Origin of the sequence: Streptomyces sp. NPDC001848 (assembly GCF_042891915.1) — a bacterium.
Taxonomy (GTDB): domain Bacteria; phylum Actinomycetota; class Actinomycetes; order Streptomycetales; family Streptomycetaceae; genus Streptomyces.
Genome location: NZ_JBIATP010000008.1, coordinates 121,231 through 146,024, shown reverse-complemented (window position 1 = coordinate 146,024; position 24,794 = coordinate 121,231). Strand labels below are relative to the sequence as shown.

Here is a 24,794-nt window from a genome sequence, read left to right as displayed (position 1 = left end):
AGACTCGAAGCGGTGACCCGTGCGGATGAGGTATTCGCACCCGCCGGACGGCAGATGGCACACCGATCACCCCGGACGGGTGCGACAAAGCCCTGCAGCTGCGGACGAAACTGCCCAGGGCCGCCGCGGCTGCCGACGGCGAAGGGTGTGGGAACCAACGGCGGATGGTGCAAAACGCTGGTTCCCCTTGCGGAGCTCGGCCGTCGCGCATTCAACTCCCGTACAGAGTACGGCGTCAGGGCGTCAAGAAAGGGTTTGTGACGCAACCTCGTGAAGCAACACCGCGGGGCGGGACCACGCGGTCGTTCCAAGGGGTCGAAGTCGAACGAGGACAGGAAACTTTCCTGTCGATTCTCTTGCGCGCCGCTCTCTTCAGTAGTTGACTGCGCGCTGCTCGGCCGCCCTTCTCTCCCCCCTCAACCGGTCTCTCACCAGCCTCAGTTGGATGGCCCATGCGTATCAGACATCTGTCCCCCCTCGTCGGTTTCCTTGCGGCGGTCTCCCTGCTCAGTGCCGCCCCTGACGCCCAGGCAGCAGCCAACCCCGGTCCCGGCTTCCCCGCCCAGTACGTCGCGCCCTGGGTGGAGACCTGGAACTCCCCGTCCGCCATGGCGAACGCCCAGGCCGCGACCGGCGTCAACCACTTCCACCTGGCGTTCGTCATCAGTGACGGCACCTGCAACGCCACCTTCAACGGCAACATGTCGATCAGCGACGCCGGCTGGACCAGCGCGATCAACAACCTGCGGGCCTCCGGCGGCGACGTCATCGCCTCCTTCGGCGGCGCCGCCGGCACCGAACTCGCCCAGGCCTGCAGCACTGTGTCGGCGCTCCAGACCCAGTACCAACGCGTCATCGACACGCTCAACCTCACCCGGCTCGACTTCGACATCGAGGGGTCGGCGCTGGCGGACACCGCCGCCAACGACCGCCGCAACCAGGCCATCGCGGGCCTCCAGGCGGCTGCCGCGACCGCCGGCCGGAAGCTGGACATCGACTACACGCTGCCGACGAACCCCAACGGTCTCGACTCGGACGGGCTGAGCCTGGTCAACAACGCCAAGTCCCGCAATGTGAACGTCAACCTGGTCAACATCATGACCATGGACTACTACCAGAACGTCTCCGACATGGGGTCGGCCGCCATCAGCGCCGCCAACGCACTCCACACGCAGTTGGGGAACGTCTGGACCACGAAGACCTCCGCCCAGCTGTGGGCCATGGAGGGCAACACCCCCATGATCGGCGTGAACGACTCGCTCAACGAGGTCTTCACCACCGGCAACGCCACCACGCTCACCAACTTCGCCAAGTCCAACGGTATCCAGCAGATCGGCTACTGGTCCCTCGGCCGGGACAAGGCCTGCGCGACCAACGGCACGCTCTCCGACACCTGCAGCGGCACCCCGCAGAGTCCCTACCAGTTCGCCGGCATCTTCGGGGGCATCAGCGGTGGCGGCGGTGGCACCACCCACACCGGGCCGATCACCGGCTACGCGGGCCTCTGCCTCGACGACAAGGGCGCTTCGACGGCCAACGGCAACCCGATCCAGGTCTACACCTGCAACGGCACGAACGCGCAGACCTGGACGGTCAACGACTCCGACCACACCCTCCAGGTGCTCGGGAAGTGCCTGGACGTCACGGCCGGCGGCACCGCCAACGGCACCAAGGTACAGCTGTACGACTGCAACGGCACGGGCGCGCAGGTATGGGTCCCGCAGTCCGGCGGCTCGCTGCTCAACCCGCAGTCGGGCAAGTGTCTCGACGACACCGGCTGGTCCACCACACCCGGCACGCAGTCCCAGATCTGGTCCTGCACCGGCAGCGCCAACCAGAAGTGGAACCTCCCCACCTGATCCGTTCCGCACCGGTAAGACCGGTCTGAAGGGCGAAACCTGCCATGCAACTGCGTCAACTTCTGCGGCGGATCCGCGCCGCAACCGTGCTTCCCGGAACACTCGCGGTCGCGTCGGCCCTCCTCTGCGGCACCCTCGCCGGGCCGGCCGCCGCACAGGACACCGCCGCCCCCCAGGTGGCGGTCGCCGCCTCGCCCACCACCTTCACCCACCCGGGCGTCATGGTCAGCAGACCCCAGCTGGACTACGTCCGCACCAAGGTGCAGGCAGGCGCCCAGCCGTGGGCGTCCGCCTACCGGCAGATGACGTCCAGCTCCTATGCCTCGCTCTCGCGCGTCCCCAAGCCGTGGTCCGTTGTCGAGTGCGGCCCCTACTCCAACCCCAACCGCGGCTGCACCGACGAACGGCAGGACGCCATAGCGGCCTACACCGACGCGCTCATCTGGTACATCAGCGGCGACAGCCGGTACGCCGACAAGTCCATCGAGTTGATGAACGCGTGGTCTGCCGTGATCACCGACCACACCAACAGCAACGCCCCGCTGCAGACCGGCTGGGCGGGTTCGGTGTGGCCCCGGGCCGCCGAGATCATCCGCTACACGTACACCGGCTGGTCCTCCTCGGACATCGGCCGTTTCACGACGATGCTGCGGAACGTCTACCTCCCCGAGGTCATCAACGGATCCAACAGCAACGGCAACTGGGAACTGTCGATGACGGAGGCCGCCGTCGGCATCTCCGTCTTCATCGAGGACCCGGTCAGCTACGACTCGGCCATCAAGCGTTACCTGAACCGGGTCCCGGCCTACATCTACCTGTCCTCGGACGGCCCCCTTCCCAAGACGGTGCCCGGCAGCGGCCTGGACACCTCACAAAAGATCACCAACTACTGGCAGGGGCAGTCGACCTTCGTCACGGGCCTCACCCAGGAGACATGCCGTGACTTCACCCACACCGGGTACGGCATCTCTGCGATCTCGCATATCGCGGAGACCGCGCTGATCCAGGGCCAGGACCTGTACCCGCAGGTCGGTGAGCGGCTGCGGCAGGCACTGGGCTTCCAGACCACCTACGAGAACGGAGCCGCGGCCCCGTCCTGGCTGTGCAACGGCACGCTCAACCTCGGCCTGGGCCCGATCACCGAGCCTGGCTTCAACGCCATGCACAACCGGTACGGCTATGCGATGGCCAACACCCAGTCGTACACAGAGTCGCACCGCCCACAAGGCACCAACAACCTCTTCGTGGCATGGGAGACACTGACCAACGCCGACAACCCCTATGTGGCGTCCGGTACACCTCCACCGCCGTCCCCGACCGGTCCGATCACCGGTATCGGCGGCAAGTGCGTCGACGTCGCCGGGTCCAACAACGCCAATGGCACCGCCATCCAGCTACGGGACTGCAACGGCACCGGTGCGCAGCAGTGGAAGCCCAGGCAAACGGCACGCTCGTGAACCCGGCCTCCGGCAAGTGCCTGGACGCCACCGGGCAGAGTTCCGCCAACGGCACCCGGCTGCAGACCTGGAGCTGCGCCGGCACCACCGATCAACGATGGCACCAGCCGACGTGATACGGCGCGATCGGTGACAGTGACCGCAGGATCATCGGTTCCGTGGTCGAGCAGCGAATCGAATCAGTAGGAGGTGGAGGTGACCGGAGGAAAGCCGAAACTGGCCCAGCTCGCCAGGCGGAGGAGCCAGGCCTGATGCCTGCCTTCCCCCAGCTGGTTGGCCCGACGCGGTCGAGCGCGATCCGGCGTGGTCGACGAACGTCACCGACCGGGGCGGGCGCGGGCTGACCGCGTTTCTGGTCCGACGTCAACCCCCGGTCCGCCGCCGAGGTGGCGGCCGGGGCCACGCGTTTGCCCCGTCATCGCGGTGCGCGTGCGGAATCGGGCGCGGGCGATCTCCCGCTTGGACAGGATCCCGAGCAGGAACATCAGCTCATCCTGCCTCGAGGTCCGTGGAGCCACTGCCCCGCCGGCTCCGGCACCCACACCACGACGCCGTAGCGGTCGAAGAGCGCGGCCATGGTCGCGAACTGCGGTGCCGCGGCCACCCGGCATGGCGGCCGCCGGGACCTGCTCCGCCTCTACCGTGAAGTGCACGATGGGGGGCACACTGCACCTCGACCACGTGGACCTACCACACGAATCCGAGGCCGCCTGCATGCGCCGAGCACGTGTCGGATCCGCTCGCAGGGCCCTATCGTGCGCGACACGCGACCGGACGATCATGATTTCGGTGCGCGACGAGATGAGGAGTCGCCGAAAATGACGCGTCACGCCGAGGCCCCTCGCCGCAAGGCCACGCCGGAGACGGATCCGTACGAAGAACTGAGCGTGCCCATCAGCGGCGGCGAACTCGCCCTGCTGCGCTGGCCCGCGGCCGAACCAGGTGCCCCCGTTGTGCTCGCGGTGCACGGCATCACCGCCAACGCACTGTCCTGGGCCCGGGTCGCCCACCACCTCGCGGGCCGGGCCACTCTGATCGCGCCCGATCTGCGTGGCCGGGGCGGCAGCCGGTCGCTGCCCGGCCCGTATGGGATCGCCGCACACGCCGCCGACGTGGCGGCGGTCGCCGAGGCGTTCGGGCTGCAGGGGGCGGTGCTCGCCGGCCACTCGATGGGCGCCTTCGTCAGCGCGTTCACCGGCGTGCACCATCCTGGGAGGTTCGCCTCGCTCGTCCTCGTCGACGGCGGACTCGGCTTCCCCGCACCGACCCATCTGGACCCCGACGCGCTCCTCGACGCCGTCATCGGCCCGGCGATGCGTCGGCTGGCCATGACCTTCCCCGACCGGCAGGCGTACCGTGACTACTGGCGGGATCATCCGGCCTTTTCCGGCTCGTGGTCGCCGTGGGTGGACGCCTACATCCAACGCGACCTCGTCGGCGCGGAACCGCGATTGCGCTCGTCCTGCGTCCGCGACGCTGTGCGCGTCGACGGCACGCAGGTGCTGTGCGATCCGGAGGTGCTGTCTGCGGTAGGTCAACTGAAGCTGCCCGCCCGGCTTTTGTGGGCCGACCGGGGCCTGATGGACGAACCGCAGGGACTGTACGACGAGCAGCGGTTGGCCGCCGCCGGCCTCGACCCCGCCCGGCTGGCGACGCACCGGGTGGCCGACGTCAACCATTACACCGTGCTCGTCGGCGACGACGGCGCGCGCACAGTGGCCGGCCATCTGCTTGACGCGGCGGGCGCGAGCGGCGGCACGGCCGGCACAAGCGGTTAGCCGGGTAGACCGTCGGCAAGCACGGGGCTTCCGCGTGAAGGAGTTGTTCCGGATGCAGGAGAGTGAGCTATGCGTGTTCCGATGACGGTCGCCGATTTCCTTGAGCGGGCCGAGTTGGGTTTCGCCTCCGACACCGGTGTGGTGGACGAGCCGGATCAGCCAGGTCTGCCGGTACCTGAGGCGACGTATGGCCAGTTCGGTGAGCGGGTGCGCGCCTGGCAGGCGGGGCTGGATGCGCTGGGTGTGGGTGAGCGTGAGCGGGTGGCGGTGGTCAGCCACAACTCCGCCCGGCTGCTGGAGCTGTTGTTCGCGGTGCCGATGAGCGGTCGGATCTGCGTGCCGGTCAACTTCCGCCTCAAGCCCGACGAGGTCGAGTACGTGGTGCAGCAGAGCGGCTCGTCGGTGCTGCTCGTCGACCCTGAGCTGGACGAGGCACTGTCGGGAGTCAAGGCGTGCCACCGGTTCGTCCTCGGGGAGCAGACCGAGACCGAGCTGATGCGGTTCGGAGTAGCCCCCCGACCGTGGTCGGACCCGGACGAGGATGCCACCGCGACGATCAACTACACGTCAGGGACCACGGCCCGGCCGAAGGGGGTGCAGTTGACCCACCGCAACATCTGGGTGAATGGGATGACCTTCGGGCTGCACACCAGGGTGTGGGAGCGCGATGTGTACATGCACACGCTGCCCATGTTCCACTGCAACGGCTGGGGCATGCCCTACGTGGCGGCCGGACTGGGCGTGAAGCAGGTGGTGTTGCGCAAGGTCGACGGCGCGGAGATCCTGCGTCGGGTCGACCGACACGGCGTGACGCTCATGTGCGGCGCGCCGGCGGTGTGGAAGGCCGTGCTGGATGCGGCGGCTTCATGGGAGGGAGAGATCCCTGGCCGTGATCGGGTACGGATCGTGTGCGCGGGGGCTCCGCCGCCGAGCACGCTCATCCAGCGGGTGGGGGAGGAACTGGGCTGGGAGTTCACGCAGATCTACGGCCTGACCGAGACGTCCCCGCTGCTCACGTTCAACCGGTCCAGGCCGGCAGACGCTGCGCTGCCCGCTGGGGAGCGGGCGCGCAAACTGTCCCGTGCAGGACTGCCCGCGCTGGGAGTCAGGCTGAAGGTCTCCGAGACCGGCGAGGTCCTGGCCCGGTCGAACGTCGTGCTGGACGGGTACTGGAACAAGCCGCAGGAGACCGCCGTGGCCCTGGAGGACGGGTGGTTTCACACCGGCGACGGTGGCACGATCGATGAGTCCGACGGTCACCTGACGATCTCCGACCGGAAGAAGGACGTGATCATCACAGGCGGCGAGAATGTGTCTTCCATCGAGGTGGAGGACGCCATCTTCAGCCACCCGGCGGTCGCCGAGGTCGCCGTCATCGGGGTGCCGGACGAGAAGTGGGGCGAGACGATCAAGGCCCTCGTGGTGCTCGCCGAGGGAGCCACGGCGGCCGAGGCCGACATCATCGCCCACTGCAAGCAGCGCTTGGCCGGCTACAAGGCGCCGACGAGTGTGGAGTTCCGCGACGCCATCCCCCGCACGGCCACCGGCAAGATCCAGAAGTTCAAGCTCCGCCAGCCGTACTGGTCCGGCCTGGACCGGAAAGTCAACTGATCACCGGCCTGACGCAGCACGGCGCGGCCGGCATTGGCGTGGTGTCCCCGCTCATACAGTGACGGGGGCGCGCGACAAGACCTCAGCAGCGGTGCGACTCGAGTAGTCGCTGCGGGTGGCGAGTGGCGTGTTCCGTGATCTCGTGGCCGTCCGGGCGGGGCGCGGACCCCGTCGCCGCCCGGGACGGCGGTACCGGCTCGGTGGATTGCGGGTGCGTGCTAACGCCGCGCGCCGCACCCTGGGCAGAAGGCCGCGTCGTCCGGCACGGCGGCGGAACAGGACGAGCACTGGTGACGCTGAGCCAGCTGGTAGCCGCAGCCGGAGCAGAAGGCGGCTCCGCGGGTCTCGGTGTGGCAGCGCGGACACACCAACTGTCGTGGCGTGTGGGGGTCGTAGCTCTGCCCTGCCTGCTGCCCTGCGGCGTACGCCCGTTGTGCGGCCATGTCGTTGAGGCCGCGCTGCTGTGCGGCCATGGCTTCGGCCGCGGTGTCGGGGGCGCAGCGCAGGCACAGCCCCTGCGCTGCGTTCCAGCAGCGTCCGCAGACGTAGTCGGTGCACCGGGCGCAGCGGGTGAAGTGGCCCCGAGCGTTGCTGGTGGCCCGCTCGAAGGCGTGGTCGCGGGCTCGTCCCCAGCCGGCGCCCGCCAGCCCGTCGGCCGCGGACGACAGCCCGCCGCCGCTGCGCCCCAGCAGGCCCCAGGCCATGTCGACACCCTTCCTCAGCCAGGTGGCGGCCCGCTCGCCGGCGTAGGGCTCGAACGGCGAGCGCCAGGTGTCATAGCAGCGCGAGCACGAGAACTCGAACTGGAACCCTGCGCCGGTGCCATTGCGTTCGCACAGGTCGCGGTAGTTGTTGCTGAAGTACATCTCGCTGCTCACGTGGTTCCCCCCACAGGTCGGGCCGTTGGCACACACTGCCGTACGACGCCGGGGAAACGGTACTGGTTCTGGCCAATCGACGACGCGTCCCGGCCAACGGCTGGAGACAACGGTCACGGGGCTGCCGCCGGGCGCGGCCGTGGCGGTCAGCCTCCATGGGACTGCTGTGCCGTCGGGGTCGGGGAGACGGAGGCGCCGGTCGGCGAGGTGGCCTTGGTGGTGGCGGCGCTTGGACTCGCGCTTGTGCCGGCCGAGGGGGTGCTCGGCGATGCGGACGGGGAAGTGCCGGGCGTGGGAGCGGTCGAGGGGGGCGTCCGGCCGAGCGTGGCCAGCACCGCGTCGGTGACCAGGCCGTCGGCGTTCGTGGTGAGCGTGACGGGGTCGGCGGCGCGGAGAAGCCGATCGCAGCCCAGGTTGGTGAACGTCTGGCTGGCCCGTGCGGCCAGGAAACCGAAGAGGTTCGGCGCCATGGCCGGGTCCGGCGAGGGTGCCTTCTCGAAGAGCGCCTTGTCCTTGAAGACACGCTGGATGCCGGCCGGGTCGCGGAAGAGGGCGGTGCAGAAGGCCGCTCCGTCACCGTCGGCGCCGGAACCGACCGCGGGCATGTCGACTCCCGCGCGGTACGCGTTGGTCTTCGCGACACTGCTGCGGCCGTCGACGAGCGTCATCGGATCGTTCTGCGGCACCAGCGCGATGGGAGCCTTCTGGTGTGCCGCGGCGGACAGTTCGTCCAACGCGAGGGCCGATGTGGCCCGGCCGTCGCTGGACTGGTCCGGCGCGGTGAACGGCTTGCAGCCAAGGGCAGGGTCCATGAACTGGGTCAGCAACAGGTTGTCGCTGCCGTTGGCCAGGTCCTTGGGGGCGCGGGTGGTGGCCCACTTGGCCCTGCCGTTGTGCCGGTGGTGTCGGTCGCCCCGGTTGGTCAGCCGAGCGGCCTTCTTGAGTGCGGCCCTGCTCGCGGCGTTGTTCTGGGCGATACGGCCGTGCGCGTCGGCGAGGTAGTGGGTCACCACATTGTCGCTTCCGTCCTGGTCCACCACGGAGAAGTCCCGCGTGGTCGGGCAGGGCAAGCCGTCCTTGGCGGTCCCGAGCGCCGGAATCCTCAGGTGGCCCTTGGCGACCTGGGCGTTGGCGGTGCGGAAGAAGGCCGGCGCATTGCAGTACGCGAACTGGCCGAAGACCGATCCCCGCAGGCCGTTGACGCACTTGGCCTGGGCAAGAGCGTCCGGACGGCCGCTTGCGCGCAAGGTCAGATTGGCGCTGTTGAATCCGAACCAGATGCCCACGGTCGAGCCGCGCGGCACCGAGGGCCGGGCGGTGCGCGCGGCCGGTCTCGTTCCCTTGTCGATCACCAACGGGTTGTAGACCGTGAGCTTTCCGTCGGGGGCGACGATCGCGGCTTCCACGAACGCCGACTGATCGGGATTGGCCTCGTGGCAGGGTCCCTGTGCCGGATCGGTCGCGACCAGTCTGTACGGTGTGGCCAGGCCACGGGCGGTGAGCGGGTTGTCCGGCACCAACAGCGTGCAGTTCGGATCGGGTTTGCCGGCCGCCGCGGGCTGCGCGGCGGCTCCCTGGCTCCTTGGCGGGCGGTGCTGATCACGGCCTTCCGCCGCGAACACCGAACCGGCGACGACGGCGAGAATCACCGGCCCGCCGATCAGCGCGAGCGACACCTTCGACCGCTTCCAGCGTCGGGCGTGCTCCCGCCGCGAAGTACGAGACGACTGTGTCGAGTTCTGGCGGCCCACTGAGCTGCTCCTCACTGTGCGTCGCTCCGTGGGGAGTGACCCACGGTCGCGCGGGCGCACGACGGTCATGACAGTGCGGACCCTTCTCGGCGGGCGGAGGGACGACTCATCCGATCGCCCGGTACGACGGATCCACTCGCGGTACGTGCCGCGGCCACGGGATGTTCAACGGCCGCACCAGCCATTGCCGAACCTTGGTCGAAGAGCGGAGTCATGGAGGCGCACCGGTTGCCGGGCTCCGGGCGGCTCGGCTCCTCGGCGAACTCGCCGGCGCCCCGGACTGTCCCCGCCGGTGACCTGGTTGACGTCAGACCGAGGTGGTGGGGAGGGACTGTTCGGTCCAGATGGACTTGCCGGTGCGGGTGTGGCGGGTGCCCCACCGTTGGCAGAGTGCGGAGATGAGCTGCAGGCCGCGGCCGTCCTCGTCGGTGGCGGAGGTGTGGCGGATGTGCGGTGTGGTCAGGCTGGCGTCGGAGACCTCGCAGATCAGGGCGCGGCTGCGAAGCATGCGCAGCCGGATGGGGCCGCAGGCGTGCCGGACGACGTTCCCGACCAGCTCGCTGACCAGGAGCTCGGTGGTCATGATCAGGTCCTCATCGGCCAGGCCCCAGTCGGTGAGCTGGGTGCGGACCAGTTCACGGGCCTGGCCGGCCGCCACCGGGTCCTCCGGCAACGGCCACTCGGCGACGTTCTCCGAGCCCAGCGGTCGGGTGCGGGCCAGTAGCAGAGCGGCGTCGTCGACCAGCGAGCCGTGGGCGGGCAGGAGAGCGGAGGTGAGGGAGGCGGAGAGGGCGTCCAGGTCGGACGCGTCCGGTGACGTCGGCATGGCCTTCACGGACTGCATGAGGAGTTCGGCGAGGCGGTTGATGCCGGTGGTCACGTCCCTGTCCTTGCTCTCGACCAGGCCGTCGCTGTACAGGGCGAGCAGGCTGTCGGCGGGCAGCAGGGTCTCGAGGGTCTCGAAGGGGGGAGCGGCCACCCCGAGCGGCGGGTCCGGGGTCATGGGCAGGAAGGTGACGGTGCCGTCGGGGTGGGCCACCGCCGGGGGCGGCTGGCCGGCGCTGGCGTACGACAGACGCTGGGTCACCGGGTCGTAGATGCCGTACAAGCAGGTCACGAAGGCATCGGTGCCCAGCTCGCCGACGATGTCGTTGAGGTGGCCGAGGATTTCGTCGGGCGGAAGCTCCAGCTCCGAGAGGGTGCGCACGGCCGTGCGGAGCGCGCCCATGGTGGCGGCCTCGGCCATGCCATGGCCCATGACGTCGCCGATCACGAGCGCCACCCGGGCCGCGGAGAGCGGGATCACGTCGTACCAGTCGCCGCCGACGTCGGCTCCCTGCTTGGCCGGCTGGTAGCGTGCCGCCGCTGTCACCTCGGGCAGCTCGGGCAGCGCCTGCGGCAGCAGGCTGCGCTGCAGGGTACGGGCCCGGGTCGTCGCCTCGTCGTAGAGCCCGGCCCGCTCCAGGGCCTGCGCGATCAGGCCGCTGAGCGCGGTCAGCAGTGTTCGCTCGTCGTCGTCCGGCACCCGCGGTCGGCCGAAGCAGATCACCGCCGCGCCGATCCCGCGTCCGGACACCGCCAGCGGCAGGACGGCCCACGCCTGCCTGTCGTCCTCGCGGGTCAGGATCTCGGTCCCCGGGTAACGCTCCAGGAGCTCCTTCGGGGAAGAGAGGTAGAGGGAGGCGCGGGTACGCAGGGCGTCGCTCACCGGGTTCGTGGAGTCCTTGACCGCCCACAGCCCGTCCAGCAGGCGGGTGAACCCCTCCGAACATCCCCGGGAGCCGACCACGGTCAGCCGTTCGCCGACCACGCCGAGCACGATGAGCCCGGTGGCCCCCAGGGGTGTCATCACGCCGTCGGCCACCGCCGCCATCACGTCCTCAGCCGTGACGGCCTCGGCCAGCTCCCGCGTGATCCGCTGCACCAGGGCCGCCCGCTCCGCGGCCGCCCGCTCCGCGGCGGCCCGCTCGGCCTCCCGCAGATGCCGCTCGGTGATGTCGGTGATGTAGAGCGTGAGGCCTTCCGGCACCGGCACCACACGCAGGTGGTACCAGGACGTCCCGTCCGGCCCCTGCACATCGAATCCGGCCGGTTGGCCCTCGGCCGCCGTGGCCCGGCAGCGTTGCTCCAGCCCCGGCACGGCACCCATCGCGGGAATGTTCCAGAGCAGGGCTCCGGCCACATCTCCCGCAGCGCCCAGGAGCCGTTCGGCGGCCTGGTTGAGGAATCCGATGCGCCAGTCCGTGTCCAGGGAGACGAAACCGTCGCTCAGGTGCCGCAGGGCCCGTCCCACCGACTCGGCGACGGCGTGCGTTTCGCTGCTGTCCCGGAGGGCGCCGATCACCTTCACCGGCGTCCCTTCTTCGTCCGTGATCGTCCGGACACGGGCCTCGATCCAGAGGTATGTGCCGTCCTGGCGTCGGATCCGGTACTCGTTCTGGAAGCCGCCGCGCAACTGGATGCCCGTGTCGAAGCCGGCCACCACCCCTGGCAGGTCATCCGGGTGGATCAGCGCTGCCCACGCCTCGATGCCGCCGCCCATCACCTCCGGATCGATGCCGGCCAGCACCTCCTCGACGGGCCGGTCGGCGGTCAGCTCGCCGGTGCGCAGGTCCCAGGTGAAGGTAAGCGAGGGCACCCCTTCCCCGTCCCACGGGGAGGCGGCCTCCCGCGGTCCCGGCCCGTTCTGCAGGGCGTGCAGCAGGGTGGGGGACGGATTGAGGATCCCGGAGGACTTGAGCCTTCCGGATATCCAGGCCGCCACCTCGTTCAGAAACGCATGCTCCGCCGCGCAGGGCTCGGTGCCCGGGGCGAAGAGGACGGAGAGCGCGCCGCGTCGTCGGCCACCGCCCGGGATGGGGACGGCCAGGTGACCGATGCCGGCGGGGAGCCGGGAAGGCCACAGGGCGGCGGGATCCCGGCCTGGTACCGGGTCGGGCGGGGCCAGGTCGGGCCGCCAGGCGATGGTGTCGTCGCGGGCGGCCCTGCTGGGCGGTGCCACGCCCCGTGCCGGGATGATCAGCCAGGGCCGGGTCATCGACTCCGGCAGGCCACTGTCGGCGACCAGGTAGAGGATGCCGCTCATGCCGCCGCCCGGGAGGTGCACCATGCCGCCCAAGCCCTGTACCTCGGCCACCGCCTGCTGGAGGGCGGTCAGCAGCACCTCGACATCGCGCCGGTCCTCGGCCACACCGTCCAGCAACCCCATCCGCATGCGGTGTCGAGCCAGGGGTTGCAGGGTCTCTTTGGTCCGCGGGCCCTGAGGCCGGTGCAACGGATGGGGGTCGCCGGGCATGGACGGGCCGATGTCGTCGGCATCGCCGCCTCTGATGGTCACCACTGCAGACTGTCACCTCCGCTCACCGCTTCGGTCACCGGCTGGGCCGCATGTGATCGGATGTGAACCTGAGGCGATCCACATCCGTCGAACCCATCCTAATCAGAACAGCCACGGCAATTTCATCTGTCTGGGAAAGCCTCCGGCATCGATCAACACTGTGTGGCGTCGCGTCACCCACCCGTTACCGCCGAGGTTGTCCGCCCGTTGGAGGGGAGGTGGCAGAGGCGGCGCGGCGTCCGAAGCCTCGCTCGGCCGCCGCGTCGGGAACGACCAGGGCCGGTCCGGGCGGATGGTTCATCGAGGTGCGGCAGCATCCTCCACGACGGCACCATCATGCGTGACCAGCACCGATGAGGTACTCGGCAAGCGCGAGGTCAGGACTTCCACCGCACCGGCAGCTGACGCGGGCCCCGGATGAGCATGCCGGGGCGCCAGCTGAGGGCGGCCGGGTGGGCGTCGAGTGCGAGGTCCGGGCAGCGCTCCAGCAGGGCTCGGATCGCGATCCGAGCCTCCATGCGGGCGAGCGGCGCGCCGAGGCAGTAGTGGATGCCGTGACCGAAGGCGACATGGCCGCCTGTGGGTCGCCGGATGTCGAAGCAGCCCGGGTCGGGGAAGCGTGCCGGGTCATGGTTCGCGTCGGCCAGGGCCACGAGGACCAGCTCACCACCGCCGGGGATGACCGTGGTGCCGATCTCGACCGGCTCGGTGGTGAACCTGAACGTCGGCGTCTCCACCGGCCCGTCGTAGCGCAGCATCTCCTCCACCGCGTTGTCGATGAGCATCATGTCCTGGCGCAGTGCGGCGAGTTGGTCGGGATGGGTCAGCAGGGCCAATACGCCGTTGGAGATCAGATTGACCGTGGTCTCATGCCCCGCGACCAGCAGCAGCCAGGCGGTTCCGCGCAGTTCGTCCGCGGACAACCGGTCGCCGTCCTCGTCGGTGGTGCGGATCAGGGCGCTCATGAGGTCCTGGCCCGGGGCCCGGCGCTTGCGCTCCAACAAGTCGGTGAGGTACGTGGCCACCTCACGCGTCGCCGTCAGCCGCGCCCCCGGGTCGGGATCGGTGAGGATCGTGCCGGTCCAGGCGCGGAACGCGGCCCGGTCGAGCATCGGCACACCGAGCAGCTCGCAGATCACCGAGATCGGAAGCGGGAACGAGAGTGCCTCGACGAGATCGGCCCGCCCTTCCGGAAGCGCCACCATCGAGTCGAGCAACTCGTCGGTGATCTGCCGCACCCGCGGCGAGAGCTGCTCGATCCGGCGCGGAGTGAACTCGCGGACGACCAGCTTGCGCAGCCGTTCATGATCCGGTGGATCGGAGTTGAGCATGTGGGATCCCGCAGATGGACTGGGGATCGGGAAGGAAGGCGAGGCATGCTCCCACCGCTTGGACAGCCGCGGATCCACAAGCGCGGCCCGCCCGGCCTCGTACCCGACGACAAGCCAGGCATCCGCACCCTCCGGAATCCGCACCTTGTGCACGGGGCCGCGCTCCCGCAGCGCTGCGTAAACCGGATACGGATCGCGGACGAAATCCTCGCCCATCGCCGCCAGATCGATCACCTCGGCTGCCGCCATTCCTGCCCCCGTCTCCCGGCTCGCTCCGACGCTAGCAACGGGCGGCCCTTCAACGAAGGACGCATCCGGCCGAACCGGGTCGGGGAGAACCGGCGACCGCGGTCGGCGAGGGCGAGCACGGCGACCGCCGCGATCTGTGCGCAGACGTGGCGCACAGATCCGAGGCGGCGGTCGCGGAACCGGTCGCCCGCCTCGACGGGTGTGAGTGAGCCCGCTGAACTGCGCCCGCACATCCTGTGCCGACATGTCGACCCCGTGACCGTCCGACCCTGCGCGGAGCCGGCCCGTCGTCCGTCGCGATCGTGAGTTCCGTCCCCGCGCGGGAGCGCACGGAGGCGGAACTCAGACCCCGCAGTTGTGTCACAGTCAGACGGCGCGATTACCGGACCCAACCGGAGTAGACACCACCGGACTTGTAGGACCGGCCTGCCGGACATGCGGCGTAGGAGCCGCGCTTGTCACCCGCCCAGCGGTGCGGGCCGAAGTAACGGGTGTTTCCCGAACAGTTGACGTAGCCCCAGTACTGCCAGTTGGGACCGTTGCCGTCGCACCATCCACCGGCCCACTTCGTGCCGGCCTTGTGGTAGGGGTAGCACTTCCCGAGCCAGCTGCCGGCCGGCCTCATGCTCCCGCTGCCGGTGTTCTGACGCGCCGGAGGCAGGGCTCCGCCGAGTGATGTCCGCGCCGCGCCGAGCGGGCTGCCTGCCGCTGCCGAGGTTGCGGCCGACGTGAGGGGCTGATGAGCCTGGGCCGGGCTGGAAAAGACAGCTCCTCCCCCGAGTACGAGACCGGCGATTGCGGCTGCGGCAGCGATGCTGTTGCGTGCCTTCAAGGTTCACCTTCTTTGCCGTGGTGTGGCGGCGCGCGACCGGCGCCGCTCGCTTCCATCACCGAGGTTGCAAGCCGCGATCTGCGTGGCCGAGCAACTGCGCAGATGTGGGGTGATTACGGGACGTCCCAGCCTGCGATCTGCGGAAACCCGCGACGAGGTGACGTTCTCCTGGGACGCCCCGGACCTTCATCCGCCCGAGGATGACCAGGCCGGCGGTCCAGTGACGACGCCGACACGGGCGGCCTCGGCGGGCGAGGTCTCGCGCACTGGGCAGCGTGTGACTCACATTCGGTTCCACACGGCTCGCACCCGCGACGCCCTCATCCACTGGGGCTCCGAGACATCGTCCACGCCGTCCACGAACGGAGCGGCGAACCCGAACGTCGTGAACCGCGCAAGCACGCCCGTCGAGAGGGCTGAGCCGCCGCGGCTCGTACCCCGTCAGTTACGCCGTCGGTCCAGGGCGGAACGGCGAGGCCCCCGAGACGCATCCGGTGCGGCTCAAGACGGGACCTGTGCCTGACCGGGGACTCAGTGGGTCTCGGTGACCTTCGCCAGGGCACGCGGGGCGTCCGGGTCCTGGCCGCGCGCGGTGGTGATCTCGTAGGCCAGCAGTTGTAGCGGCAGGATCTGGAGGATCGGCTGGATCTTCTCGGGTATGCCGGAGGTCGGCAGTACGAATCCTGCGGAAGCGGCGTCGACCGCGGACCGGTTCCCGACCACGACCAGGTCGGCGCCGCGGTCGCGCAGCCGGTCGAGCACCGGCTGCAGGGCCTGGCCGCCCCTGCCGTCGGGTACCACGGCGATGATCGGCGAGACGTTGTCGACCATGGCGAGCGGGCCGTGCAGCAGATCCGCGCCGGAGAAGGAGAGCGCGGGGATGTAGCTGGTCTCCATCAGCTTCAGCGCCGCCTCCTTGGCCGTCGGGTAGCCGTAGCCCCGGGAGGTGAGGATCAGCCGCTCGGCGAAGCGGTACCGCGCGGCCAGCCGGGCCACCTCGGCCTGCCGGGCGAGGACCTGCTGGGCGAGGTCCGGCAGCGGCGCGGCGACGGAGGTGCCCCGGGAGTCCGCGCCGTCGCGAAGGCGGTCGACGAGCAGGTACAGCGACAGCAACTCGGCGGTGTACGTCTTGGTGGCGGGGAGCGCCTTCTCCGGACCGGCCAGGACGTCGATGTGGAACTCGGAGACCTCGGCGAGCGGGGAAGCGGCGTTGTTGGTCACCGCCAGGGTGATCGCCCCCGCCTCCCGGGCCGCCCTGGTCGACGCCACCAGATCGGGTGAGCCGCCGGACTGGCTGACCGTGACGACCAGGACATCGGTCAGGTCCTGCCGGGCGCCGTAGGCCGTGGTGGTGGACATCGAGGTGAGGCCGGCCGGCATCCCCAGCAGTACCTCGACCAGGTACTTGGCGTACAGCGCCGCATTGTCGGAGGTACCGCGCGCGGTGAGCAGCACGAAGCGGGGCCTGCGGGCCGCGATCAGATCGGCGGTGCGGTGGATCTGCGGTGCGCCGTCAGCCAGGATGCGCCGCAGCACCGCGGGTTGCTGCGCCATCTCGGCGGACATCGTCCGGCCCGGTCGGTGCTGCTCCGGCCGGTTCTCGGTGGGCATGAGGGAGGACTCCTGTCGGTGGTTATCGGACATCGGTGGCCCGCGCGGCGACCGCGTCCAGCGCCAGGATGACGGCTCCGGTGAGCGGTGCGCTCTCGGTGAAGTGCGCGGGGACCAGCCTCGGCGGGAAGGGCACGGCCCGCTCGAGGATCCGCCGGAGGCGGGGCAGGATCCGGCCCGCCGCGCGGGTCAGACCGCCGCCGGCCGCGATGGTGTCCGGGTCCAGCGCGATCGCCAGATTGGCGAGGTGCACGCCGAGGGTGTCGAGGGCGTCGTCGAGGAACCGGGCCACTTCGGCGTCCTGCTCGGCGAGGGCGAAGACCTCGGCGGTGGTCACCGGGCGGCCGAGGAGCGCCGAGGCCCGGTCGCCGATGGCTCGCCCGGACACGTACTCCTCGAGCGGCGCGCGGCCGTCGGCCGCACCCCGGGTGTCGGCGGTCCCCAGCAGCTGGGAGCCGATCTCGCCGGCGGCCTGGTGGGCACCGCGCAGCACCCGTCCGTCGACCACGGTCGCGGCGGACAGCCCGGTGCCGAGGTTGAGGAAGATCCCGCAGACGGACCCGGCCAGTGCGCCCCAGCGGGCCTCGGCCAGGGCAGCGGCCTTGACGTCGGTCTCCACGGCGACCGTGTCGGTCCCGAAGCCCTCCCGCAGGGTCGCGGCCAGCGCGAGCCGCTCCCAGCCGGGGTTGTTGGGCGCCAGCAGGATGCGGTCCTCCAGGACGATCCCGGGCGAAGCGGCGGCGACCGCCCGCAGTGCGCCGTGGCCGTCGGCGGCGGTGCGTGCGGTCAGTACGCGGCCGTGTTCGACGACCCGCCGCATGACCTGGTCGGCGCCTTGGTCGGCGAGGGTGGGGATGGCGTCCCGGTGCAGGACGGTGCCGTCCGGGGCGGCGGTGGCCAGGGCGGTCTTGGTGCCGCCCAGGTCCACGGCCAGGACGTGGTACGGGGCCGGGCCGCCCCCGGCCGCGTCAGCGGCGGAGACGGCGGCGTCGGTGCTGGTGGTCATGCGGTGGCCGCCTGCTGGACGGTGTCGTCGTCCGCGTCGAGGTACTCCTCGCGGATCTGCTTGTCGCCGAACGGCCAGATGCGCTCCTTGCGGGCCCACGCCAGGAAGGCCAGCCCGCCCAGGGCGACCCAGGCCAGCGACCATTCGATGGGGTGGCGGCCGGGGGCGTTGTGGTCGGCGCGCACATAGATGTAGGCCCACCCGGCGAAGGCCAGGACGCTGGGCAGCGGGTACAGCCACATCCGGTACGGGCGGTGCAGCCGCGGCCGGCGCTTGCGCAGCACGGTGAGCGCGACGATCTGTGAGAGGGTCTGGACCAGCACCATCACGGTGGTGAGCAGCTGGATGAGGGTGCCCATGTCGGTATGACGGCCGATCATGAAGCCGGCGGCGGTGATGACGCCCATGGTGACCAGGCCCACGGTCGGAAAGCCGTGCCTGGGGTGCAGCCGGGCGAAGGAGCGGAAGAAGACGCCGTCGCGCGCCGCGTCGTACGGCACTCGGGAGCCCGCCAGTAGGCCCGCCAGGACGGAGGCGAAGGCGGTGACCAGGATGAGGGTGGTGACGGTCTCCGCCGGGCCGCGGCCCCAGGCCTGTTCCAGGACCACAGACGCCATCGACTGGTAGACGGCGGAATTCGGATCGAGCATCCGGTGCCAGTCGACCGCGCCGAGCACACCAACCTGCAGCAGCAGATAGATGACCATGACGCCGAAGACGGCGGTGACCGTGGAGCGAGGCAGGGTGCGGCCGGGGTTCTTCAGCTCGCCGCCGAGGTAGGCGGCGGTGTTGTAGCCGAGGTAGTCGTACACGCCCACGGCGAGGCCGGCCCCGAAACCGGTCCAGAACTTGCCGCCGAGCAGGTCGAACGCGCCGACCGGGTAGTCGAACGCGTTGCCGGCGTGGAAGTGCGAGTACGCGGCGATCAGGACGAGCGCCACCGCGAACAGCATGACGACCCACATGGCGGTGGTCAGCCGGGCGATGGAGTCGACCCTGCGCCACAGAAGCCACACGATGAGGCCGATCAGGGCGAGTCCGACGAGGTCTCCCGAGCCCGAGCCCATCGACGGCCACAGGTAGCCCAGGTACTGCACCAGACCGACGATGCCCGTGGACATGATCAGCGGGATGAAGAGGATGGCCGTCCACACGAAGAGGAAGGGCATCAGCTTGCCGGTGCGGTACTGGAACGCCTCGCGGAGGTAGACATAGGTGCCTCCGGCGCCGGGCATGGCGGCGCCGAGTTCTGCCCACACCAGGCCGTCGACCAGAGCGAGCACGGCGCCGGCGATCCAGCCGACGATGGCCTGCGGACCGCCGAACGCGGCGACCATCAGGGGGATGGTGATGAACGGGCCGACACCGACCATCTGGCTCATGTTCAGAGCGGTGGCCTGAAGCAGGCCTATCCGGCGGGCCAGGCCGCCGGATGGGGGAGTGGACACGGACACGGTTGCGCCTTTGAGGAGGGGGCGTGGCAGCAGGCGCAAATGTAACGAGTCTTTCTTTACAAATACAAGAGCTGTCGGAGAATGGATTGCGTAGCGATGGGAGGATGGCGTTCATGACAACGACGGTGGGTGGTCCCTCGTACAGCACGGCGCTACGCGGACCTGGCAGCATGCGCCAGGCCAACGAATGGGTCGTCCTGGAGAGGCTGCGGTCGCACGCCCCGGTCTCGGCCCCCGAACTCGCCTCCGACACCGGACTCTCCCGGCCCACCGTGAACCTGGCCCTCGCCCGGTTGGAGGAGGACGGACTCGTCCGGCAGACCGGACGGCGCACCGGGAACGCCGGTCGGGCCGCCCGGCTGTGGGAGCCCCATGTCGACACCGGCCGGGTGATCAGTGTCGACGTCGGCGCCCAGTGGGTCCGGCTGGCCCTCGCCGACCTCGGCGGAACCGTGCTCGACCGGCGCCAGGAGCCGTCCCGCGCCCGGAGTGCGACGGATCTGGTCCACCAGATCTCCCGGCTGGTGGCCGAACTGCTGGAGAGCAACGAGGTCACCCGGGATCAGCTGCTCAGTACCGTGGTCGGCAGCCCCGGCATCTACGACCCCGCGTCCCGTCGGCTGCGCCATGCCTACAACCTGCCCGGCTGGGACCGCCCGACCATCGTGGGCCTGCTCACCGACGAGTTCGGCGACAGCATCAGGTTCGAGAACGACATCGACCTGGCGGCCCTGGGGGAGCAGGCGGCCGGACTCGGCCGCGGCGTCCCCGACTTCGTCTACCTCTCCGTGGGCAGCGGCGTCGGGATGGGGACGATCACCGGCGGCCGGCTGCACCGGGGCGCCCGCGGCGCGGCCGGCGAGATCGCCTTTCTCCTGGTCGGCGACCCGGGGGAAAAAACCCTGGAGGAGGTCAGGCTGCGCGGCGCATTCGAGAGCGCCGCGGCCGCCGATGCGATCGTCGCTGCCGCCCGGGATGCGGGGATGGGGGAGAAGTGCTCGGTCGAGGACGTCTTCACGGCGGCCCGGGCCGGCCACTCCGTCGCGTCGGCGATCGTGGATCGTGAGGTCGACCTGCTCGCCAGGGCCCTGGTCGCGGTGGTGGCGTTGATCGATCCGCAGCTCGTCGTCCTCGGCGGTGGGGTCGGCAGTCATGCGGAGTTCCTGCTGGAACCCCTCGGGCGCCGGCTCGCCGAGCTGGTTCCGCTGCCGCTGCCCGAACTCGCGGTGTCCGCTGTCGGGGAGGACGCCACCGTCACCGGCGGTGTCGCCCAGGCCGTCGACGAGGCCTGGCGTCGAGCCTTCGGCGCGTGCCAGCGGCATCGCCAGGAGGCTGAGGGCGAGGAAGGCCCCTGGCCGCGCTGAGGCGTACGGCAGACGCCGGTTCAGCCGGTGATCTGCCCGGTGCATAGTGCGGGCAGCGCCGCACGGGGCCGCTGAACACCACACTGCGCGGTGCACGGCAGTTCCGCATCGCACCGGTGACCGCCCAGCCCGTCGGCCCATGAGCGAGCGGCGCCCACCAGAACCCGGGCGCTGTGCCGCTCGTCGCCCAGCGGAGCAGGAGTCGCAGCAGATGCTGGTTGCGGTGGGCATGCGGGGGAGAAGGCGTGGAGGGGGAAAAGCCGTGGAAGCAGTGACCGGCCGTCCGCAAGGCTGCCACCATGGGTTGCCCGAACTTCACCGCGCCGCCGCCCGACCGCGAACCCCCCGCCGTCGATGCGTTCCTCTCTGCCGTCGACCACGCGATGAACAGCAACACCTTGCTGCTCACAGCGGAGTGCGACGTACCCGTCGTAGCCGGGAACCGCCAGGATGTCCTGCACGCTTTTCTGCGCAGTGCCCTGTTCGAGCGGTTGATGCGGGCCGCCGACCTGCGCCGCAACTGGTACAACCTGTCGAACGAGTACGACAGTGAGCCCGTCGAGCACCCGCTTCTGCGCGAGGGCTTCCGCGCCCCGGTCAGCCCCCTCGACCATGCAGGCTTCCTGGCACGGCTGCGCTGGATGCTCTGCGAGGCGTTCAGCCCCTACGGCCACCACTACCCGGCGGCGGACGCCGAGCAACTGGTGCGCGGTTTCGCCCGGGAGCTGCTCGGCGCAGACGGCCAGGCATGGTCATTCGCCACTGTCGGCCCCGATTTCCTGCGCTCCACCGGCTACTACAGCGGCGAGGAGCCGCAGCGGCCGGTGTACTTCGACGGCAGCGGCTCCGACACCGCCACGTTCGTCCACCGAGGCCGCACCTTCCACCTGCTGCTGACGAACGGCTCCCCTTGAAAGGGCGGAGGGCCAGGAGGGCTTGGGCGTCGACGGCGAACCGGATTCGTGGACGGAAGCCACCCGCGGTAATCCGCTTGATGCGCAGTCGGTTGGACGTGGCAGGCTTGCGCGGTGATTGTCGACCTGGCCCCCAGTTATCTCACCTGGGACGACGTGGACCCCGCTCGTCATCCCTTCGACAGCGCTTCGGTGCCGCAGGTCGTGCGGTCGCTCGGACCCGCCCAGAGGGTGCCACGCCGCCCCGACCTGTCCCTCGCTGACCCGGCGATGAACAGATGGAGCAGGGACACGGGCCAACCCTGGGCCGACGCCATGTCGCACGCCCTGGCCGAGCACTACGGCCGCTGGACCGCGGGCTGGCGCTGGGCACACGACGAAGGGGACTTCGACGGAGGACCCGTCGGGAACTGGTGCTGTCCCCGGGACTCGATCACCACCCCGGAGGAGACCCGCGCCCGTGTCGTCGCAGCGCTCTGCGAGTGGCGCGAGTGGCTGGAGAGCCTCGCCGGATGGTTCGAGGCCTACCCGCTGAACGTCGCCGACATCGAGGACCAGCGAAACCTGTGGGAACGCGCCGCCCGGAACCTGATCGGGCAGGTGATCGACCGCACCGACTGCGGCAGCGGCTGGTACGGACACTGCCGCCAAGTGCTCACCTGGTTCCTCAGCCGCTGGAGCGTCCCACCCCAGCGGGCGAAGAAGCTGGTCGCGCAGGCCATCGGCGGACGGTTCCGGAGCTGGACCAGCCCCGACCCGGTTCTGGTCGAGGACGTCGCGGAGCGGCTGGCCTTCTCGCTGCGGCCGGGCGACGCCGTACGATCCACCGGGCCCGCGCCAGACCACCTGCGCCGCTGGCTCGCGGTACGCGAGACCGTGCCATGGGACGTAGCCCCCGACGGCGGCGGCGACGAACCAGTGACCCCCGCGCACGACGGCGCGGCAGAAGACATCCGCACCTTCGACCACGCCATAGACCCCACCCGTGCACAAGGACTGCTCACTGCCCTGGAGCTACTGCGGGCCGACGCGGCACGCGGCGCCCTGCTCGACTTCCAGCTAATCCAGGGCTGGCAGCGTCACGTCCTGGGCACGCCGCAGGCACCGCCGTTCCGCGACCAGCCGGCCTTCGCCAAGGGCGGCCGGGAACGCTACGGCATCGGCCCGGACACCCGCGCCCGCCTCGACGCCTGCCTGTCCCAGAGCGCACAGGACCCCGGAAGGCCCCTTCCCCTGACCGCCCGGGCCGCCCGTGCCCATCTCGACGTCTGCTTCTTCCACCCCTTCGACGACGGCAACGCCCGCTCCGCCTTCCTCACCCTCGTCTTCGTCCTCGCCCGCGAGGGCGTCACGCTCGACGACGTCAGCCTGCTGCGTCGCGTCACCTTCCAGGCCGACGACCCCCAGGACGCGCTGCCCCTCACCCGCTACATCGACATCCATCTCAGGGACACCCGCGACAACACCGCATCCCCGACTCCTGGCGAGGGATCGACACATGACTGAGTGACTACTGGACGCTCCAGCGGTGTGGGTGGTGGGGCGCCTTTGGGATATTGGGTTCGCCCCAGCGGCCCACGGTGACGTGGGTCGGCCATGGCCGCGAAGGGCTGGACGTGGCGTGTCAACACCGAGTCGTCATCACTCCGCGGCTTTCACCCTCGTAACGAACGCTGATCACGCGGCCAACGGGCAGTCCACTGGATGCGCATGCCGGTCAGCCTGTGGGCAGGCCGATTTGATCGCGTTCGAGCACGGCGCGGAGTTCCGAGAGGACCTGCACGGCGGCCAGTCCTGAGGGGCCGTCGAGGGTGTCTGCGGTCAGTTCGGCCAGCGTTTCGGTGAAGGTCGCCTCCGCCGCCTCGACGAGTTGCAGGCCGTCATCGGTCAGGTCCAGCAGTGATGAGCGGCGATCCGATGGATTGGTTCGCCGTACGACCCATGCCTGCTTCTCCAGGCGGTCGATGCCCTTACTGGTCGCACCGATACCGATGGCGAACTCGGCGGCGAGGTCCGCCACCCGGGACCCGGGGTGGTCGCGCAGGAAGCGCAGGAACTCGAACTGCGAGGTGACGATCCCGTGCCGCTCGCGAAGACGGTCGTTCAGCGCGTTGTAGAGGCGCGTCTCGCATCGGACGAGATCGGCGAAGAAGCCCGGGAGATCGACCCGGCCACCGCTTGACTTGGATGCCATGGCATATATCTTAGCCTAGATGCCTAGGCATATAGTTCTCTGGCATGGACTTGCGATGGAGGCGACAATGAGCAGGCAACAGCGCGCGGAGATCGACGCGATGGTCCGACGGCCTCAGCCGGAGGGCCCTCGGTCGGTGGAGGAGCTCCGCGCCGCATTCAGGGCGATGATGGGGGAAATGATCGTCCCGACTGGGATCCGCACCCGCACTGCGACGCTCGGCGATCGGCCCGCGGTGCTCGTCGAGCCGGCCGGGACTCCGAAGCCCGGGACGATCCTCTACTTTCACGGCGGCTCTTACGTGGTCGGTTCACCGGAGACGGCGATGTCGCTGACGGGGAACCTGGTGACCAAAACAGGGTTCAGGGCATTTTCGTTGGATTACCGGCTCGCCCCTGAGTATCCGTTCCCGGCCGCGATCGAGGACGGGCTGAGCGCCTACCGCGCACTTCTCGACAGCGGCGAAGACCCTTCGGCGATCGCGTTCGCCGGGGACTCCGCCGGCGGCGGCCTCACTGTCACCACCTGCCTTGCCGCCCGTGACGCGGGCCTGCCCACGCCCGCCGCAATCGTGGCGTTCTCCCCCGGACTCGACATGACCCGGACGGGCGAGAGCATGGACACCAAGGCGGGCATCGACCCGTTCTTCACGCGTGAGGGGCTGGAACACACCGGGGCCATGTACCTTGCGGGACAGGACCCGCACCAGCCCATGCTCAGCCCCGCCACCCTCGCCGACCTGACCGGCTTCCCCCCGATACTTCTGCAGGCGGGCACCGACGAAGTGCTCCTGGATGACTCCACACGCATGGCCGCGCGCGCGAGGGAAGCCGGAGTGGACGTCATCCTGGACGTCACCGCCGACGTTCCACATGTCTTCCAGGCGTTCGCCGGGGTCCTGGACGAAGCCGACGAGGCATTGGAGCGCGCCGCTCTCTTTCTCAGTCAGCACATCCGCCCCAGGGGCACGGCACACACGTCGGCAGCCTGAAGCCCGCAGACGGTCTCCTACGGGCCACGGTCCGCAACCCGGGCCCTGGCTTCCCCGGGGGCCCGTCGGCCACCCCAGCGCCCGGCCGGGTGCCGGTGAACCAGGCAGTTGCTCGTGGCAGGAAGGCCGCGCAGGTCGCGGCCTTCTCTGAGCTGTTGACCATACATAATGCCTAGC

General features: G+C 70.0%; 18 protein-coding genes. 9 read left to right on the top strand and 9 right to left on the bottom strand.

Annotation, left to right across the window (positions count from 1 at the left end; translation table 11 throughout):
• Positions 1–452 precede the first annotated feature (452 nt).
• The 5 genes from ACFYZJ_RS18230 to ACFYZJ_RS18210 all read left to right on the top strand — a co-directional run bounded on the left by ACFYZJ_RS18230 (position 453) and on the right by ACFYZJ_RS18210 (position 6,705).
• A complete protein-coding gene (locus ACFYZJ_RS18230; RefSeq protein WP_388568936.1) occupies positions 453–1,859 on the top strand; it encodes a ricin-type beta-trefoil lectin domain protein in 1,407 nt (468 codons plus the stop codon).
• A gap of 44 nt (positions 1,860–1,903) precedes the next feature.
• The gene (locus ACFYZJ_RS18225; protein WP_388568933.1) at positions 1,904–3,316 is read left to right on the top strand and encodes an alginate lyase family protein; all 1,413 of its coding nucleotides are present in this window, start codon (positions 1,904–1,906) and stop codon (positions 3,314–3,316) included.
• Positions 3,313–3,432 (top strand): RICIN domain-containing protein, encoded by a 120-nt coding sequence (locus ACFYZJ_RS18220; RefSeq protein WP_388568931.1) that lies wholly within the window; start codon positions 3,313–3,315, stop codon positions 3,430–3,432. The genes ACFYZJ_RS18225 and ACFYZJ_RS18220 overlap by 4 nt, the downstream gene beginning before the upstream one ends.
• Positions 3,433–4,134: 702 nt before the next feature.
• Positions 4,135–5,094 carry an alpha/beta fold hydrolase gene (locus ACFYZJ_RS18215; protein ID WP_388568929.1) on the top strand — a complete coding sequence of 320 codons (960 nt, stop codon included), beginning with the start codon at positions 4,135–4,137 and terminating at the stop codon, positions 5,092–5,094.
• A 69-nt stretch (positions 5,095–5,163) separates the two neighbouring features.
• Complete coding sequence (locus ACFYZJ_RS18210) at positions 5,164–6,705, top strand: AMP-binding protein (protein ID WP_388568927.1); 1,542 nt, start codon at positions 5,164–5,166, stop codon at positions 6,703–6,705.
• Positions 6,706–6,923: 218 nt separating this feature from the next.
• On the opposite strand, the gene ACFYZJ_RS18205 is transcribed toward ACFYZJ_RS18210, so the two are convergent.
• The 8 genes from ACFYZJ_RS18205 to ACFYZJ_RS18170 form a co-directional block, all read right to left on the bottom strand.
• Complete coding sequence (locus tag ACFYZJ_RS18205; protein WP_388568925.1) at positions 6,924–7,583, bottom strand: zinc ribbon domain-containing protein; 660 nt, start codon at positions 7,581–7,583, stop codon at positions 6,924–6,926.
• 146 nt (positions 7,584–7,729) lie between these two features.
• The gene (locus ACFYZJ_RS18200; RefSeq protein WP_388568922.1) at positions 7,730–9,259 is read right to left on the bottom strand and encodes a hypothetical protein; all 1,530 of its coding nucleotides are present in this window, start codon (positions 9,257–9,259) and stop codon (positions 7,730–7,732) included.
• A gap of 382 nt (positions 9,260–9,641) precedes the next feature.
• Complete coding sequence (locus tag ACFYZJ_RS18195; protein WP_388568920.1) at positions 9,642–12,671, bottom strand: SpoIIE family protein phosphatase; 3,030 nt, start codon at positions 12,669–12,671, stop codon at positions 9,642–9,644.
• A gap of 377 nt (positions 12,672–13,048) precedes the next feature.
• On the bottom strand, positions 13,049–14,251 hold the full coding sequence (locus tag ACFYZJ_RS18190; RefSeq protein ID WP_388568917.1) for a cytochrome P450: 1,203 nt from the start codon (positions 14,249–14,251) through the stop codon (positions 13,049–13,051).
• A gap of 379 nt (positions 14,252–14,630) precedes the next feature.
• Complete coding sequence (locus ACFYZJ_RS18185; RefSeq protein ID WP_388568915.1) at positions 14,631–14,876, bottom strand: hypothetical protein; 246 nt, start codon at positions 14,874–14,876, stop codon at positions 14,631–14,633.
• 738 nt (positions 14,877–15,614) lie between these two features.
• Positions 15,615–16,694 (bottom strand): SIS domain-containing protein, encoded by a 1,080-nt coding sequence (locus ACFYZJ_RS18180; RefSeq protein WP_388568913.1) that lies wholly within the window; start codon positions 16,692–16,694, stop codon positions 15,615–15,617.
• A gap of 22 nt (positions 16,695–16,716) precedes the next feature.
• Complete coding sequence (locus ACFYZJ_RS18175) at positions 16,717–17,700, bottom strand: ROK family protein (RefSeq protein WP_388568911.1); 984 nt, start codon at positions 17,698–17,700, stop codon at positions 16,717–16,719.
• The gene (locus tag ACFYZJ_RS18170; protein WP_388568909.1) at positions 17,697–19,154 is read right to left on the bottom strand and encodes an APC family permease; all 1,458 of its coding nucleotides are present in this window, start codon (positions 19,152–19,154) and stop codon (positions 17,697–17,699) included. The genes ACFYZJ_RS18175 and ACFYZJ_RS18170 overlap by 4 nt, the downstream gene beginning before the upstream one ends.
• Before the next feature lie 113 nt (positions 19,155–19,267).
• Here ACFYZJ_RS18170 and ACFYZJ_RS18165 point away from each other — a divergent pair, with 113 nt between their 5' ends.
• The 3 genes from ACFYZJ_RS18165 to ACFYZJ_RS18155 all read left to right on the top strand — a co-directional run bounded on the left by ACFYZJ_RS18165 (position 19,268) and on the right by ACFYZJ_RS18155 (position 22,938).
• The gene (locus tag ACFYZJ_RS18165) at positions 19,268–20,518 is read left to right on the top strand and encodes an ROK family protein (protein ID WP_388568906.1); all 1,251 of its coding nucleotides are present in this window, start codon (positions 19,268–19,270) and stop codon (positions 20,516–20,518) included.
• 299 nt (positions 20,519–20,817) lie between these two features.
• Positions 20,818–21,432 carry a hypothetical protein gene (locus ACFYZJ_RS18160; RefSeq protein WP_388568904.1) on the top strand — a complete coding sequence of 205 codons (615 nt, stop codon included), beginning with the start codon at positions 20,818–20,820 and terminating at the stop codon, positions 21,430–21,432.
• Between the two features lie 114 nt (positions 21,433–21,546).
• Positions 21,547–22,938: a Fic family protein gene (locus ACFYZJ_RS18155; protein ID WP_388568901.1), complete on the top strand. Its 1,392-nt coding sequence runs from the start codon at positions 21,547–21,549 to the stop codon at positions 22,936–22,938.
• A gap of 211 nt (positions 22,939–23,149) precedes the next feature.
• Here ACFYZJ_RS18155 and ACFYZJ_RS18150 read toward each other — a convergent pair whose 3' ends face one another.
• Positions 23,150–23,626, bottom strand: a complete 477-nt coding sequence (locus ACFYZJ_RS18150; RefSeq protein ID WP_388568899.1) for a MarR family winged helix-turn-helix transcriptional regulator — start codon at positions 23,624–23,626, stop codon at positions 23,150–23,152.
• A gap of 67 nt (positions 23,627–23,693) precedes the next feature.
• On the opposite strand from ACFYZJ_RS18150, the gene ACFYZJ_RS18145 reads away from it, so the two are divergent.
• Positions 23,694–24,617, top strand: coding sequence for an alpha/beta hydrolase (locus tag ACFYZJ_RS18145; RefSeq protein ID WP_388568896.1), 924 nt, complete (start codon positions 23,694–23,696; stop codon positions 24,615–24,617).
• Positions 24,618–24,794: the final 177 nt, after the last annotated feature.